At 59.1% G+C, this 16,097-nt stretch carries 12 protein-coding genes; 9 read left to right on the forward strand and 3 right to left on the reverse strand.

Going from position 1 to position 16,097, the window contains the following annotated elements:
• Positions 1 to 170 precede the first annotated feature (170 nt).
• From ACR64R_RS01025 to ACR64R_RS01035, 3 genes are read left to right on the forward strand one after another with little or no spacing between them, the layout of a single operon-like run.
• Entirely contained in the window at positions 171 to 1,469 is a 1,299-nt protein-coding gene (locus ACR64R_RS01025; RefSeq protein ID WP_487359845.1) for a glycosyltransferase family 4 protein, read from the forward strand.
• The gene (locus ACR64R_RS01030; protein ID WP_487362588.1) at positions 1,456 to 2,520 is read left to right on the forward strand and encodes a glycosyltransferase family 2 protein; all 1,065 of its coding nucleotides are present in this window, start codon (positions 1,456 to 1,458) and stop codon (positions 2,518 to 2,520) included. The genes ACR64R_RS01025 and ACR64R_RS01030 overlap by 14 nt, the downstream gene beginning before the upstream one ends.
• A complete protein-coding gene (locus tag ACR64R_RS01035; protein WP_487359846.1) occupies positions 2,517 to 3,440 on the forward strand; it encodes a glycosyltransferase family 8 protein in 924 nt (307 codons plus the stop codon). The genes ACR64R_RS01030 and ACR64R_RS01035 overlap by 4 nt, the downstream gene beginning before the upstream one ends.
• 8 nt (positions 3,441 to 3,448) lie before the next feature.
• Here the strand turns inward: ACR64R_RS01035 and ACR64R_RS01040 are convergent, their stop codons facing one another.
• Entirely contained in the window at positions 3,449 to 4,927 is a 1,479-nt protein-coding gene (locus tag ACR64R_RS01040) for an oligosaccharide flippase family protein (protein WP_487359847.1), read from the reverse strand.
• Positions 4,928 to 5,300: 373 nt separating this feature from the next.
• On the opposite strand from ACR64R_RS01040, the gene ACR64R_RS01045 reads away from it, so the two are divergent.
• The 3 genes from ACR64R_RS01045 to ACR64R_RS01055 all read left to right on the forward strand — a co-directional run bounded on the left by ACR64R_RS01045 (position 5,301) and on the right by ACR64R_RS01055 (position 10,627).
• Positions 5,301 to 6,365, forward strand: coding sequence for an acyltransferase family protein (locus ACR64R_RS01045; RefSeq protein ID WP_487359848.1), 1,065 nt, complete (start codon positions 5,301 to 5,303; stop codon positions 6,363 to 6,365).
• A gap of 159 nt (positions 6,366 to 6,524) precedes the next feature.
• Positions 6,525 to 7,958: a DUF4214 domain-containing protein gene (locus tag ACR64R_RS01050; protein WP_487362589.1), complete on the forward strand. Its 1,434-nt coding sequence runs from the start codon at positions 6,525 to 6,527 to the stop codon at positions 7,956 to 7,958.
• A 29-nt stretch (positions 7,959 to 7,987) separates the two neighbouring features.
• Positions 7,988 to 10,627 (forward strand): apiosidase-like domain-containing protein, encoded by a 2,640-nt coding sequence (locus tag ACR64R_RS01055; RefSeq protein WP_487359849.1) that lies wholly within the window; start codon positions 7,988 to 7,990, stop codon positions 10,625 to 10,627.
• 57 nt (positions 10,628 to 10,684) lie between these two features.
• Here ACR64R_RS01055 and ACR64R_RS01060 read toward each other — a convergent pair whose 3' ends face one another.
• Positions 10,685 to 11,671: a glycosyltransferase family 2 protein gene (locus ACR64R_RS01060; RefSeq protein ID WP_487359850.1), complete on the reverse strand. Its 987-nt coding sequence runs from the start codon at positions 11,669 to 11,671 to the stop codon at positions 10,685 to 10,687.
• A gap of 194 nt (positions 11,672 to 11,865) precedes the next feature.
• On the opposite strand from ACR64R_RS01060, the gene ACR64R_RS01065 reads away from it, so the two are divergent.
• The 3 genes from ACR64R_RS01065 to ACR64R_RS01075 all read left to right on the forward strand — a co-directional run bounded on the left by ACR64R_RS01065 (position 11,866) and on the right by ACR64R_RS01075 (position 15,495).
• Positions 11,866 to 12,870 carry a glycosyltransferase family 8 protein gene (locus tag ACR64R_RS01065; RefSeq protein ID WP_487359851.1) on the forward strand — a complete coding sequence of 335 codons (1,005 nt, stop codon included), beginning with the start codon at positions 11,866 to 11,868 and terminating at the stop codon, positions 12,868 to 12,870.
• 235 nt (positions 12,871 to 13,105) lie between these two features.
• A complete protein-coding gene (locus ACR64R_RS01070; RefSeq protein ID WP_487362590.1) occupies positions 13,106 to 14,167 on the forward strand; it encodes an NAD-dependent epimerase/dehydratase family protein in 1,062 nt (353 codons plus the stop codon).
• 5 nt (positions 14,168 to 14,172) lie between these two features.
• Positions 14,173 to 15,495 carry a DUF4910 domain-containing protein gene (locus ACR64R_RS01075; protein WP_487359852.1) on the forward strand — a complete coding sequence of 441 codons (1,323 nt, stop codon included), beginning with the start codon at positions 14,173 to 14,175 and terminating at the stop codon, positions 15,493 to 15,495.
• Here the strand turns inward: ACR64R_RS01075 and rfbC are convergent.
• Entirely contained in the window at positions 15,490 to 16,041 is a 552-nt protein-coding gene (gene rfbC, locus ACR64R_RS01080; RefSeq protein ID WP_487359853.1) for a dTDP-4-dehydrorhamnose 3,5-epimerase, read from the reverse strand. The genes ACR64R_RS01075 and rfbC overlap by 6 nt on opposite strands.
• Positions 16,042 to 16,097 lie beyond the last annotated feature (56 nt).

Below are 16,097 nucleotides of genomic sequence, written 5' to 3' on the forward strand. Positions count from 1 at the left end.
TTCAATATGGAGCCGCGGCCATGACGCGTCACCATGACCATCGGGTCATTCGCCGGCTTGGAATCATCCTGACGGGCGAGATTTGGAGAGCGGTCGTACCTCAAACGTCTGAGGACCTTCGCGCCTGCTGGAATGCTACTATGGTCCGTGCTGCAGAGAGGAAGGTGGAAATGGCGAAGTTCGAATTCGGCACGGAGTTGATTCTGCCAGCCGGGCCCTCGAAGTTGAACGGGCACGGCGCCAGTATCCCGTTGATAGATTCGCTCGCGGATGACGAACTGATCCTTGCCGGACCCTCGCGCCGCAATTGGGCACAGCCGGAAACGCCGAGGCGACGCTGGACGATAAACGGAGACTTCACGACGCTTAGGCCGACCGGAGTAGCCCGCTACGCCCGGGAGGTCACGATCGCGCTCGACGCCCTTGTTTCCGAAGGTCATCCTCTCGGCCGCGACCTCAACATCGACGTCGTCGTGCCGCGTGTCCCTTCCGAACCTCTCGGTCTGAATGCCATTCCCGTCCGGGTCGTCCCCGAATTCAGCAGTCCGCGACTTCCGCAGTTCTGGGTGCAGGCGCAGCTGCCATGGCATGTGCCTGGCGGATTGTTGAGCTTCTGCAACCTTGCTCCCGTGGTCCTGAGGCGCCATATCGCCTGTATCCACGACATGCACACCCGGCTCATGCCGTCGAGCTACGGACGCGGTTTCCGATGGGCGCACAGGCTGATCCTGCCGGCGCTCGGCAGGAGGGCGGCCCGGATCACCACCGTCTCCGAACTCTCGCGCAGCCATCTCGTCGCGTTCGGCGTCGCGGCAGACGAAAACATAGTCGTCACCTACAATGGCAGTGACCACACAAAGAGATGGGACGCAGCGAGATCGTCGCTGAATGTCGATCGCGGCAGGTCCTATGTCCTCTGCCTCGGAAGGCGGGGCCAGGAATACAAGAACATGGCGCTTCTCGCCAGGCTTGCTCCGCTCCTGGACGATATGGGGCTCGATCTCTGGATGCCTGGCGATGTCGACGAAGCCACGATTCTTCGCTACGTCCCGAGCATGCCCGGCAACATCGTCCTGCTCGGCCGCATCGGAGATGACGACTTCAAGAAAGCGCTCGAGGGCGCACTTTGCTTCCTGTTCCCGTCGCGCATTGAGGGTTTTGGGCTGCCTGCCATCGAAGCAATGGCGTCGGGCTGCCCCGTTATTGCATCGACCTCGCCCTGCCTGCCGGAAATCTGCGGGGACTCAGCGCTCTACGCCGATCCCGATGATGTCTCTTCGTGGGCCGAGAAAGTCCGCCTGCTCTTGCTTAACCCGACATTGCGCGAATGGCTGGTGACCAAGGGGAACGCCAGGGCGAACAGTTATTCCTGGCGCTGGATTGCTTGGAAATATCTCGAACTCATGATCCAGGTCGACGCCGATTTCGACTGCCAGGCCCCGTCCTTTGTTCGTGATGGAGCAAGCTGATGCCTTGTCCTGGGCCGACAAAAAAGCGCAGCCGGCCGGTCAGAAGGCCGCGCTGATGCCTTGCGTCGATGTCGTTATACCTTGCTACAACGCGGGAAGGTACCTCGCGCAAAGTATACGCAGTGCGCTTTCGCAGCAGATAGACGACCTTCGCATTATAATAATTGACAATGACTCGACCGACGACAGCTTGGAGGTGGCGGGCCGCTTTGCTGCAGAGGATAGTCGGATTGAAATCGTCCGCCATGACAGAAATCTTGGCCCGGTAGCATCTTTCAATGAAGGTATTGACCTTGCGCGTGGCGATTACTTCATTATCCTGTGCGCCGACGACCTCCTGGCTGATGGTTCGCTCCGGCGCGCCATTGTCGCGCTCGAAAGCAATCCGAAGGCTGTTTTTGCAATTGGTTCTGAACTTAGCATGGTCGACGGAGAGGATTTCGTCGAACCAAGTCAACCGGATCGATGGCGAGTCAGGGAAGGGGCGGGCTTCATTGAGGATTGCTGCCACCATCTAGGGTTATCCCTGGCCTTGGGAGCGATGGTGGTCAGGACGGCCGCGCAAAAAGCGGTGGGGCATTACCGGGCCTCGCTTCCCCATGCAGACGATCTGGAGATTGCACTTCGCCTTGCCCGGTTGGGTTGCGTCGTGGAGTTCGAAGGCGCCCTCGGCATTCGCCGCCTGCATCCGGGGCAAATGACGGTTGTCTACTTTTCAGACAAACTGATCCAGTTGAAGGAACGGGAGGCTGTCTTCAACAGCTTCTTCACAAGGGAAGGAGCAGCCATGCGGGAATCAAACCGGCTGCATCGCATAGCCATCCATAGAATTGGCGACGCTGCCTATTGGTCAGCAATCTCCCATCTGTTTCGGGGAAAGACAGCGTACGGTGTCGAACTGCTTAAATATTGCTTTTCGCTAACGCCGTTATCGAGCCTCTTCCCGCCGATGGGACATTTCTATCGAAAGAAGGGGACCTTTAAGCGAGCGCTGTCGGTGATTTCGGGTCGGTTGGGCTCGATCGCCAACCACTCGGAGGATCGCGCATGAGCAAGAGGCGGCTCGGTGTCGTTTACCTGACGGACGGCAGGCGTGACGATCTGACCTATGCCAGTGCTGTCGCGCTAGGCTTGAACCAAGCGCGCGAGATAGACATCCACATCGTTCAGGCTGGTTTCCGCTCCGACCCGCCGGCAACCGTGCTCAGGTTCCTCCAGGCGAAGGGGCATCGGCTGGCGACACACGCCCTGCTGACGGTCGATCGGGGTTTGCCAGGCCGCGGCCACATAACGCCCACTGCATACGCAAAGACCGACGCGATCGCGATGGCTTTAGGCGAACACGATGTCGTCTGTTACCTGGACAATGACACGCTGGCCGTGCGACCTCTCGATCTGGAAACTGCCGCGCCAAAAACGCAACCGCTGGCGGCGGCGCCCGACCTATCCGTGTCCACGGGCAGCGACAATCCCGCCTTTTTCGCTAACTGCGACAAGCACGGCCTTCAGCGACGCTACTTCAACTCCGGCCTGCTGGTCATCAATGCCTCCCGGTGGATTGCTTCGGGAATTCCCGAGCGGTACGAAGCCGCGGTCAAGGCTCATGCGGACTTCTGCCCCTATTGGGATGGACCATGCAACGATCTCGACCAATGCGCCCTCAATATCGCCGCCGGCGGATCATGGGAAACACTGCCGGTGGAATTCAACGTGCAGAAGTCCGCCTTTCAGACTGCCTATTGGGACCGTGCATTGATCCGTCACTATACCGGGCCCCAGAAATTCCTCCCCGCGAGAGCTCACCGCGCCGACCGAAAGGAGCGGTCCATACTTCGTGGCATAGCGTATGAATGCGAGGATCTCGGCCTGAAAATTCCCTCCGGCTATTTGGGCTTGCCATACTGGGCAAACCGACTGCGCAGGAAACCCGAGCGGGTCAGGATTTTACGGCTGATTGAGCAGCTATCTTGATCCAATCCCTACGATTCGGCGGGCTCTGCGGTGTGCGAGCCTGCCGAGGCACGAACCCGCCGAAAATCAGGAATGGTTCTGACGATCTCGCCGAGCAGCGGGTGCCTGGTGAGGACCAGTGCGGCTGCCCATCCGATCAGTGCCAGCAATCCCGCGCCAAATGCTTGCCCGTGGGAAAGGCCTGCACCGTAAGCCCAGGTGACGGCGAGCGGAGGGAACACGCTCGCCGCAGCCACTACAGCGCTTCTCCATATCGCCGCGGCAATATCTCTGCGTCTCAGTCCCAACCTGCGACGGACGAAGCTCAGAGCGACAAATGCCTGAAAAGGAACGGTCACCAGCATGCACCATATGGCTGCGTGCAGTCCGCCAGAAATTACGGCTATCGATACAATGACCCCGGAAAGCGGGAAGGCGATCAATGCCCGAATGAGCAAGTCGCGGATCGCGCCCACCGCCACCGTCACCGGATAATTGAGCTGGAAACTGAATGAGAAAAGAAGGGCAATAGCGACGACCTGGACGAGGGGGGCGGCCTCGACCCATTGGTGACCGAGCGTGATTTCTACGACGGGACGCGCCAGCACCGAAAGCACCAGGAGCGCGGGCCAGTGGAGCCCGGTGATGAGGGAAAGGGCGGTGAGATATGGGCGTTTCAAATCCCTGCCTTGCCTGACCTCGGCCGAAAAGGCCGGCAGCACCACACTCATCGCTCCTCCGAGGACGAGTTTGTCGGGTATCTGGCCGATCAACAAGGTGCGGCTGAACAGGCCCGCGGCATTCGGTGACACGAAGCGGCCCAGGAGCAGCAAAGGCAGGGCATCGAAGATGTAGAAGATGATGGCGATGGCGCCATTGTATCCGCCGAACGAGATCATCCCGCGCCAGTTGGCGAAAGACGGCTTGAACATCCAGAAATGGGGGCGCATGGCCAGCGCGAGCGCCGCGGCAAGCCCGCTGCCGATGAGCCATCCCCAAGCGAAGCTCATGTAGCTGAAGCCGTCAAACGCAAGCATGATTGTTGCTGCCGAAGACGTCACCGCCCCAGTGATGTTGATGGCCGCCACCTTGCCAAAGGACATTTCCCGCCGGAGGAGGGCGTTGACTAGAATGAAGCAAGCATCGAGGAACAGGCAGAGCGAGACGATGTGAAAGTATGGGACAAGGTTCGGCTGCCGATAGAATAGAGCAATTGCAGGGGAGACGGCGACGAGAATAGCCGCGATGACCCCTGTAAGGATGAACATAACCGTAAATGTCGCCGCGATATCTTCGCGGCTCAGCTCGTCGCGCTGTATCAGGTAGCTCGAACTTGAGAATTCCCTGACGGACAAGACAATCGCCAGGATAGCGGTGCCGATCGCCGATACCCCGATCTCTTCGGGCGTCAGTATCCGCGAGACCGCGGCAGCCGTGGCAAAATTCGTGGCAAACAGGACGTAGCGTTCACCCGTGCTTATCAAGAGTGCGCGTTTTACGCCGAGCATGGGTGCTGTTTTCTCCAGTCAGGCGGGGGCCGCCTCGATCACCGATAGTCCGACAAACGAGTTGGAAGATCATGCCGCCAAAAAGGCTAAGGGACGTACCCGCCCAAAGGGGTAGCGCGCACGTCACGGTTCTGCCTGTCGACCACTCGGAGCGACCTGCATCTGTCGCGCAGCAACTGAGACATGCTGCCCGATGCTCGAAGCTATGAGGACAGCCGAGTGAGGCGCTTCGCATGGCGCTGTTATCACCTCGGTCAGCAGCGGCCCTTCAGATATCCATTGGACGTAAGGCGCCCTCGCCGGAGGGATGGGTTGTGTTGCGGCAGGATCGACCTAGGATCGACAGCCTTGTTCTGACACGGCTGGGAATGCGATGGGCAGGCAGAACCGCGAGCTGTATGGGTTGCAGATGCTCCGCGCGATTGCGGCTCTTGCTGTGGTCGTTCGCCATACCTTTGACATGTCGGAGGGATCGGAAGCTGGGCGCTTCGGCCCCTACTGGATAGCAACCTCCGGTGGCGCCGGAGTCGATCTGTTCTTCGTGATCAGCGGGTTTATCATGGTGTATGTGAGCTTCCCTTTTGGCCGGCTCCCTGATTCACCAAGGGATTTCATCATCAAGCGGGCAACGCGCATTTTCCCATTGTACTGGATATGCAGCGCCGCCATATTTGCATTATCGGCAGTTGGGTTTCTGCACAACAAGCACATAGATTCGTACACTATATTAAACTCGGTTCTATTGCTCCCAGGAGACAAGCTAGTGTTTGTCGCATGGACGCTTTCGTACGAGGTATATTTCTACGTGGTATTTTCGATTTGTCTAGCGCTGGGCAAGATGGGCCCAACATCGATTGCGGCTATACTCCTGATGATCGTTGGGATTGCGTTTGGGGGTCAGATTCAGGATCCGAGATTCGCCAATTTCGTCTCCAGCCCTCTCATTCTGGAATTCTGCTTCGGTATCATTTTGGCGCTGTTGTTCGGCGCTGGAAGAAAGTGGAAAGTCCCGCAAGCTCTCGGCATCATTGGATTTATGGTTATAATAGCGGCCTCGATTTTCACGATGCCCCACGATGCCGCGCCAAATGCCACTCGGGTCGTCATGTGGGGGATTCCAGCGACCTTGATTGTGGCGGCCTTTCTCGACGTCGAGCGGCCGCGGTCTAGACTGGGCCGAGCCGCCGTGTTCCTCGGCGACGCATCTTACGCGCTCTATCTGACGCACATCTTCGTCATGTTGGCATATGGCTGGCTAATCAAGTCGACATTCGTTGGAGGGGTATCGCAAGTCCCGGTTGTCCCCACAATCATATGCGTGTGCATTATTGTCGGCGTGCTGACACATCTGTTGCTGGAAAGGCCGATTCTGGATTTCATCCGGAAGGCTATAAAACGCCAGCGCAGCCCAGCGGTCGTTGGCAGTGTGCCAAGATAATCCAACCGACTGCTGCCATAACGACGCAGCCGGGACTTGGAGTTACGTCCGAAAGGGGTAATACGGCGACTCTCTTCACCCGTATGGGCAAATTGCTTCCCACGATCGCAAACCAGACTATCGAGCCTGAGTTTGGAATCGAGCATCGAGGCGCTTGCCATGTCTCTTCGTTTTGCAGCCGCTGCGACTTGCCTGCTTGTGGCCGTAGCGCCCGCCTCCGCTGATCTCCTCTGGGGTGTCAACGGACACCCTATCGTTGCCTATCCGGGTGTCCCGTTTGAAAGGCAACTCGACTTCCTCAAGGATCTGGGCCTGAAATCGTACCGCGTGAACGTGACCAGCGCGGACAACGCGAATGAGCTCGCCGCCCTCGTCGACGCCGGAAAGGCGAGAGGGATCGAGATCCTGCCTGTCATCACGCCGGCGGGCGTCAGTATGGACAAGGACAGTCCGCAAGATCTCTATGAGAAGAGCCGGAAGCTGGCGATCGCTCTTGGCACCAGGTTCAAGAACGACATCCGGGTTTGGGAGCTCGGCAACGAGATGGAGAACTATGCCATCATCCAGCCCTGCGAAAAGCGCGACGACGGCACCCAGTATCCGTGCGCATGGGGACCGGCGGGAGGAACGGGAGCGCTCGACTATTACGGCCCGCGCTGGGTGAAGGTTAGCGCCGTCCTCAAAGGCCTGTCCGAAGGCATGACGGAGGTAGATCCCGGCATAAGAAAGGCGATCGGCACAGCGGGATGGGGCCATACGGGCGCGTTCGCGCGGATGAAGCAAGATGGGATCTCCTGGGACATCTCTGTCTGGCATATGTACGGCGAAGACCCGGAATGGGCCTTCCGTGAAATCTCGGGCTACGGCAAGCCGATCTGGGTCACCGAATTCAATAACCCCTACGGAAGTCAGCGGGGGGAGCGGCAGCAGGCCGACGGCATCAAGCAGACGATGACGCGGCTTCGCGAACTCAGCGCGAAATACAAGGTCGAAGCGGCCCACATTTATGAACTGCTCGACGAGACCTATTGGGCGCCAAGCTTCGAAGCCAATATGGGGTTGGTCAGGCTCACCGCCGCACCTGAAGGCAAATGGAGGGCCGGCGAGCCGAAGCCCGCCTACAGGACGGTGCGTAATTTGCTCCGCGGCCCGCAGCCGTCGCCCAAGCCGCTTCGAGAATGCGACCCCCAGACCACGGCTGCGGACAAGCCAGTCTATGCTAGGCAGGCAAGCTTCGCCTACTGCCTCGTTCTTGGCCGTCAGGCCGACGCGGACAGCGTGGCACGGTGGTCGGCAGCACTCGAAGACGGAAACAGCAAACTTGCCGACATGATCGTGCAAATGCTGGGCACGGACGAGTTCGAAGCCAAATACGTGACGATCAGCCTTACGGACAGCGCCTACGTCAATTTCCTTTTTCAGTTGCTTCTCGGCCGTGGCGCGGACGGTTACGGGCTGGAGACCTACGTCACTCAGTTACGTGCGGGATCCATGACACGGGAGATGGTGGCCTTCGGCATCGTCAATTCGGCCGAGTTCAACTCCAGATACGCGGCGACCCGTGCGGTTTCCACGGTGCCGGCCCCAGGTTAGACAGGAAGGTCAGCCGGAAGGAGGGTACCATGGTGATGCGCCTCGCCACCACCGCTCTCATGGCCATTGTCCTTTCTGCGGCCATTGCCACCGCAAGTTCGGCATGCGAACGCAATGGCGCGACGCAGTTCCCGTTGAGGGTCGAACCCGGCAAGAATTATCCAGTCGACCGGAATGGCCGTCCGTTCTTCATGCAAGGTGAGGCGGCGTGGTCTCTCATCGCCGATCTCAAGGATGACGAAGCTGAGCTCTATCTCGAGGACCGCAAGGCGCGCGGGTTTAACACGATTCTGGTGAACCTCATCGAACACCGGTTCTCCCGCAACGCTCCCGCAAATGCTTATGGCGAGAGGCCATTCGCGGACAACGGAAATTTTGTACTTCCGAACGAAGCATATTTTGCCCGTGCCGACCGCATCCTGCAGAGGGCATGCGACCTTGGTTTCCTCGTGCTCCTTGTTCCGGCATATCTCGGGACCGGCGGCGGTGACGAAGGCTGGTATCAGGAAATGGTGGCCGCGGGCGCGGGAAGTCTCGCCACCTACGGCCATTTTGTCGGGAGCCGTTACCGGCGTTTCGACAACATCATGTGGGTCAACGGGGGTGACTATAATCCTGTCGACAAGGAATTGGTCAGGGCCCTCGCTCGGGCCATCATGGAAGAGGACCCAGGCGCCCTTGGTACCGTCCACGGCGCTCCGGAAACGGCACCTTTGGACTTCTGGGGCTACGAACCCTGGCTGAAGGTCAACGACATCTACACATACGAGCCCACCTATGCGGCAGCGAGCCGGGAGTACGAGGCCGACAGGGGCATGCCCTTCTTCCTCATCGAGAGCGCCTATGAGTTCGAACACGGTGCCGACGAGCACCGGGTTCGCGTGCAGGCCTACCAGGCGATCCTCTCCGGTGCCTTCGGGCACGTCTACGGCAACAACCCGATCTGGCATTTCGGCGGCCCGAGCATTTTTCCGACGGAAATGACTTGGCAGCAAGCCCTTGATAGTCCGGGGACACGGAGCATGCAGATTTTGCAAGAATATTTCTCGTCCATCAAATGGTGGGATCTGGACCCTGACACAGGCAACGATTTGCTGATCAGGAGGGGCAACTACCACACCCGAACGACTGCCGCTCGGACCAAGGACGGCTCGCTCGCTGTCATCTATCTCCCCGCCGGCAGGGGCGTCACCCTCGACCTGGCAAAGCTCGCCGGGCCCGAAGTCTCGGCTCGCTGGATCGATCCTTCCACCGGAGGGAGCGAGACAGCTGCTGGATTCTCCATTTTCCACGGACGTCCTGTATCTCGCTCCGCCAAAAGGCAATCATGCCGATTGGATATTGGAACTCCGCTCGCCGCCGGTGCAAAGCCAATGATCGCCAGAATTGATGCCGACAGGTTTGATAGCTTCCTCACCACCGACGCGAAGATGGCGATGCCCCATGATGCAAGCGCAGGGGGTACCGGCTTGCGCAGGGCGCCGCAGAGAATAGCTTTGTTCGGACTCTTCGGCAGCGGCAACCTCGGCAATGAAGGCTCACTCGAGGCGATGGTCGGGTTTCTAACGAGGGAGCGGCCGGAGGCGGAACTGTCATGCATCTGCCGGGAACCCGAAATCGTCAAGGAAGCGTTCGGGATCGAGACCCTGCCTATCCGCCGGAATGGTCCGAGGGGCGGCTTTGCCGGAATGATGAACCGGCTGTTCCTGAAAATTCCGGGAAAACTGGCCGATTTCGCGCGCGCGTTCCGCTACATCCGCAAAGCGGATGTGATGATTCTCCCAGGCACCGGAATCCTGGATGATTTCGGTGAAAGGCCGGCTGGGATGCCCTATGACATCCTGAAATGGTGCCTGGCGGCCAGGCTCGCTGGCACGCGTATTGCATTCGTCAGCATCGGGGCAGGGCCCATCAGGAACCGCCTCAGCCGCCTGTTGATGATCTCGGCGGCCCGCCTGGCCCACTATCGGTCTTATCGCGACCTGCAATCCAAGGAATTCATGGCGAGCGCCGGCTTCGATGCCCGCGCAGATGCGGTCTATCCAGACCTGGCCTTTGGCCTGCCCGCGCCAACGCCCGTCCCGCCGATCGACCCGAACGTTCTGAGGGTGGGTGTCGGCGTCATGGCCTACCGAGGCTGGTTTGGTTTCGCCGAAGGCGGCCAGTCGATCTTTTCGCGATACATCGGCAAGCTGGCAATGTTCGTCGTCTACCTCCTGGACAGCGGGCACGACGTCAGGCTTCTCACGGGCGATGACGATGACATAATCGCGGTCGACGCCATCCAGGCTGCCGTGAGAGAGCTCAGGCCGGACTCGAAGCTCGCGTATGCGCAGGTCAATTCGCTGAGTGACGTGATGGGGCAGATGGCGCTTACCGACATCGTCGTCGCCACGCGCTTCCATAACATTGTTTGCGCATTGAAGATGTGTAGGCCGACTATCTCGCTCGGCTACGCCAGGAAGAACGACGTGCTGATGGAAGAAATGGGCCTGGGCGAGTACTGCCAGCACATTGAAACTTTCGATGTTGAAACGCTGGTCGCGCAGTTTTCGCAACAGGTGGCAGCTCGGGAAAAACACGAACACACAATCAGTGCGCGGTTGGTCGAGCTTGGGGCACAGATAACCAGACAAGACGCCTGCCTTCTATCCAGCGTGATCGGTTGAAGCGCGCCACCGCTCTGGATAACCGCCGTGATAGCGGAGCGGCGCAACCGCCTGCGATCAGCTGCGGGCGAGCAGCCTTGCTGCGATTTCATGCCCCCGAGTTGCGACTAGATGCCCAACGTTTTCGACCCGCCACAGGTAAGAGACGGGTGGCATGAATCTTGTGGCTGGTTCGATCGACCAGGCGAACTGCAGAAGTTCGGCCGCGCCGTGGCCCTTGCCTCGCAAACGGTGCGACACGCCAGCCCAATAGGCACGGTGCGCGATGTTGCGCCTTGCCCTTCTTCGCATCTCGGTTCCCCATGGGTAGGCGGACCCTTCGTTGGCAAAGAAGCTTTCAAACGCGGCCAAGAGTTCTTGAAGTTCGCGTTTCCAACTTCCCCAACAATCCGCGGAGATGTTCTCGCCGTGTCTCCTGCGTATTCCCTGTGTCGCGTCCATCTGTGCTGCGTTGCCAAAAGACACGAGCCGCAGCAGCATTTCCAGGTCGTCAGTGTAGTAAAGCTCCGGCCGATAGTATCCGACTTGTTTCTGAACTGACGTTCTGACCACGAACGAACCGGTTCCAATCGGCTTGTGCGGCATCGATAATATCTCGACAAATTGCCGTCCGGAGACCAAGCTGGCGTGCACTGCTCCATCGATGGCCGCTGGCACGGGACACGGATTGGGCTCCTCCCAGATGACTTGGCCGCCGTAGGCAAGAGCAACGTCGGCATTGGCTTCCAATGCCGACAGTGCTCGCTTGAGACAGCCCGGAGCAAGCAGATCATCAGCGCATAGGATCATAAAGTAGTCGCTTTCCGCCCAATCGATCCCAGTATTGAACGAAGCGTGAGGACCCAAGTTTCGTTCTCGCAGGAGCAACTCGACACGGCTGTCCGCGGTTGCGAGGCGGCGCGCGGTATCCTCGCTCCCGTCGGTTGATGCGTTGTCGATGATGAGGACACGGACATCCGTCCCCTGGCTGAGCACACTGGCGATGCATTCGGGGAGGAACCGTCCGTGATTATAGCAGGGAATGGCTATGTCGATTTTAGGCATTCGCCCAGTGTCCGGTGCCTGAGGATGACGATCTTGGTGTGCCATGAACTGGGATGGCCGAGACCCGCCGTTTTCGGATGATCCTCCTCAAACGGGTTACGACCGATCTCGCGCACCTACTTCGTTCTGCCAACTCTCGCCTACCCCCTGCACTATGCAATCAATGAATGGACGACTGAAAGACGCCAGTGCCAATGTTGAGTAATCCGAGCACGGGTTCGCCGCTGCAGTCCTGGCCGAGGATTGCAGCTGCTTATGTTTGCGATGCGAACTACCACGACATAACCCTCTATTCGGTGGCTTCGTTCGCCCGCAGTCACAGTCGCCCACTGGACTTTTACTTTTTCCAGGTCGACTACCGCAAAGACGTACCTGCCCGTCTCAAGGATTTCCTTGGGTCCCGCAACCACACGATCCGTGTGCTGGAAGCTCCCTTTGCGCGCCCGACCCCCGAGATCAGAGAACGGCCTGGCAAACATCGGCACATTACCGGAACCGCGCTTCTCAAGGAGCGTGCAATCGGGGAACTCTCTCAAGCTTACGACTACGTGCTCTATCTCGATGGAGATGTGCTCGCTTTTGGAGATCTTCATTGCGAACAGGTTACCGGGTTCAGTCAGATCGCCGCTGCCTGCCTCGACCTTTCGATCGGCACTGGGATCTACGACCCCCGGATATTCGATCGGTGCAGCGCAGCCGGCCTGTCTGCCCGTTATTTCAATTCCGGTCTCATGTTGATCAACTCTCGCAGGTGGCGGGAGACGGAAGCTGAGCGGCGATTCTTGGAAAACCTCGAACGACACCTCGATCAGTGCCCGTATATGGGCGCGTGCCCGACGCATGATCAGTGCGTCTTCAACATGACTTTCGATTCCGACACCATTCTGCTGCCCGCATCGCTCAACGTGCAGAAATGCGCCCTTCACACGCACGCCTGGCGGACGGCCACGGTCAGGCACTACACCGGACCCAGAAAGTTCCTTCCCATGCGCGCTCGCACCTGCGATCCAAGGGAACATAGGTTATTGTGCGCGATCAGCAGAGAAACAGGTCTACCCGCGCCCAAGGGGATTTACGACCACGGTCTCTCTTATCTCGTCAACCAGGTGAGGCGGCGTCGGGAGATCGCGAAATACGAGGACGCTCTCGCCCAATTGGCAATTGACGTTATGCAACCGGAGAATCTCGACGCGGGATAGTCAGTGCATTATGAGCGCGGCGCATCGCAAGCACCTCGCGGGACCCGCGGGCTCTTGGCCTCCAAGGTCCGTTGCGGAAATTCTCTCAAAGGATTAACCGCGCTCTACCCGAAAGACTTAGCCGCTGGCAAGGCTTCGTCCAACGGAGCATCCTGATCTCCCATTGGCGTCCTCCCCCGCTTCTTTGAGCCCAAGTAGCCTTTTCGCGACTGTTAGCGTCGAGAAAAGGTGCACGATGAAAGTCATGGTAACCGGCCATCAAGGCTATATTGGGTCGGTGATGGTGCCGATGCTGCTTCGCGCGGGGCATTCGGTGACCGGCTATGACAGCGATCTCTACCGGCGCTGCACCTTTGCCGCGGGAGGCGAGCGGGCGTCCGTTCCGTCGATCCAGAAAGACGTGCGAGACGTGAAGCCGCGTGATCTCGAAGGTTTCGACGCCGTCATCCACCTGGCTGCTCTTTCGAATGATCCCCTTTCCAATCTCGATCCAGAAATCACTTACGAGATTAACCACAAGGGCAGCGTTCGTTTCGCCAGAGCGGCCAAGGAAGCGGGCGTGTCGCGCTTCCTCTTTGCTTCGTCATGCAGCAATTACGGGCAGGCTGGCGATGACATGGTGGACGAAACCGGAGAACTGAAGCCGGTCACACCTTATGGCTGGTCTAAGGTGCTTTCCGAAAGGGACATTTCCGAACTGGCCGACGAAAGCTTCTCACCGGTCTACTTCCGCCCGGCCACGGCCTACGGCCTGTCGCCCCGGATCCGTTTCGACATCGTACTGAACAATCTTGTCGCCTGGGCGGTGACCAAAGGCGTGATCCTTTTGAAGTCCGATGGGACGCCGTGGCGGCCGATCGTTCACATCGAGGATATTTCCCGGGCGTTTATCGCCGGCCTTGAGGCACCGCGAGACGCCATCCACAATGAAGCTTTCAATGTAGGGCAGACGGACCACAACTACAGGATCCGCGACATCGCCGAGATCGTCGCCGAGGTGGTGCCCCGCTGCCGACTGGAGTTCGCGCCCGATGCCGGCCCCGACAAACGTTCCTATCGCGTGAGCTTCGAGAAAATCGCGCGCGCCCTCCCAGGCTTCAGGCCGCAATGGGACGCCCGCAAAGGCGCCGAGCAGCTTTACAGGGCCTATCGGCAATCGAATGTCACTCTTGAGGAATTCGAGGGCCCGCGCTTCCAGCGTATCGGCCACATCAGGTATCTGTTGGCGAACGGACTTCTGGACGAGCGTATGCGTGCCCCAGAAGCGTCGAGAACCCTGGAGGCTGCGGCGGGCTAGTCCAGATGGAACACGTGGATCCTGAGGCGATCGGCTCGGCGCCGCCGGCGGCCGTCGGGGTCGGCCAGGAAATCTATGACCTGGCCGCACGGCTTTTTCCGATTTGCAGAAGCATCACCGGCGATGGCGTGCGGGAGACCTTGGACATCCTGTCTGGGCACATAGACTTGCAACGGCATGAGGTGCCCACCGGTACGCAGGTATTCGACTGGACTGTTCCGAAAGAATGGACCATCCGGTCCGCCAGGATCACCGCCGCTGATGGGCGGACGATCGTGGATTTTGCCGACTCCAACCTCCACGTCGTCAACTACAGCCTACCCTTCCAAGGTATCCTGCCTCTCAATGAGTTGAGACAGCATATCCATACCTTGCCCGAGCAGCCGGAAGCGATTCCCTACCGCACCAGCTATTACGCCCCGGCATGGGGGTTCTGCATGGCGCATGATCGGCTGATGTCGATGTCCGACGGTCTCTACCAGGTAGAGATCGATGCGGAGCTCAAGGATGGCAGCTTGACGTACGGCGAATATCTGCACCGCGGACAGACCGAGCGGGAGTTCCTTCTTTCAGCCCATATATGCCATCCGTCACTTGCCAACGATAACTGTTCGGGCCTCGCTCTGCTCGCAACGCTGGCGAGGATCCTGAGCACCAGGAAGACAAAGTACAGCTACCGTTTCCTCTTTGCTCCGGGGACGATCGGCGCGCTGACATGGCTGTCCCGAAACGAGGACCGCGTGGAACTCATCGACCATGGTTTGGTGCTGTCATGCGTGGGCGATGCCGGATGCCCCGCATACAAGCGCAGTCGCCGAGGCGACGCCTTCATTGACCGCGCCATGGCAAATGTGCTCGGCCGCGAAGACGGTGCGAAATTGATCGATTTCTCCCCTTACGGCTACGATGAGCGGCAATATTGTTCGCCGGGCTTCAATCTCCCCGTTGGCATGTTCCAGCGTAGTGTCCACGGAACCTTCCCCGAGTACCATACGTCGGTCGACAACCTCGACTTCATCAAGCCGGACTGCTTGGAGAGCTCGTTCCGTATCCTGAACGACGTGATCGACATCGTCGAGGAAGACTGGACACCGTCGAATCTCTGCCCCAAGGGTGAACCCCAACTCGGCCGGCGCGGCCTTTACGCCGCCTTGGGAGGGGAGAAGTCGTCGGGCATAACCTCGATGTCTCTGCTCTGGGTACTCAATCTCGCTGACGGGAAACACTCGCTTTTGTCGATGGCCGAGCGCTCCGGCCTGTCGTTCAAGGAGTTGGCAGCCGCTGCGAGGCTGCTGTCGGAGCATGGGCTCTTGGCTGCGGCCTTATAAGGCCTCGATGGCGATCCGCTGCTTGACCAGGGGCCATGTGCTGTCCCTTTCCGACATCGCGGTCGGCATCAAGGGCCAATTTATTGAAAAGGCGGGATCGTTGTACCGAACGCCTGTCGATGCATGCGGCGTGTAGAACTGCGATATCAGGTACGAAACCTCGGTATCGTCAGTAAGAGTCTGGAGCCCATGTGCGAATCCGGCGGGAATATAGACTTGCCTCATGTTCGCGGGCGTCAGTTCGAAGCCCAACCAATGGTAACGCGTCGGCGAGTTCGCGCGCATGTCCACCACGACATCATAAATTGCGCCGCGGACGCAGGAGACCAGTTTCACCTCGGCATAGGGGTCTTCCTGAAAATGTAATCCCCGCAGCGTTCCTTTTTTGACCGAATGTGCCCGGCTGTGCTGGACAAAGCGCGTCGCCAAACCGCAATCGGCCATCTCCTTTTCGCAGAACAGGCGCGTAAAGGAGCCTCGATCGTCGACCACGGGTGTCGGCTCGATCAGCCACACACCTTTCAATTCGGTCTCGGCAAACTGCATGTCGCCTGAAGCCCCTTTGGCAGGCAAAAACTGAGGGGATTCTTGGCATAGCGAGT

Source organism: Mesorhizobium sp. MC2-1-1, assembly GCF_057597255.1.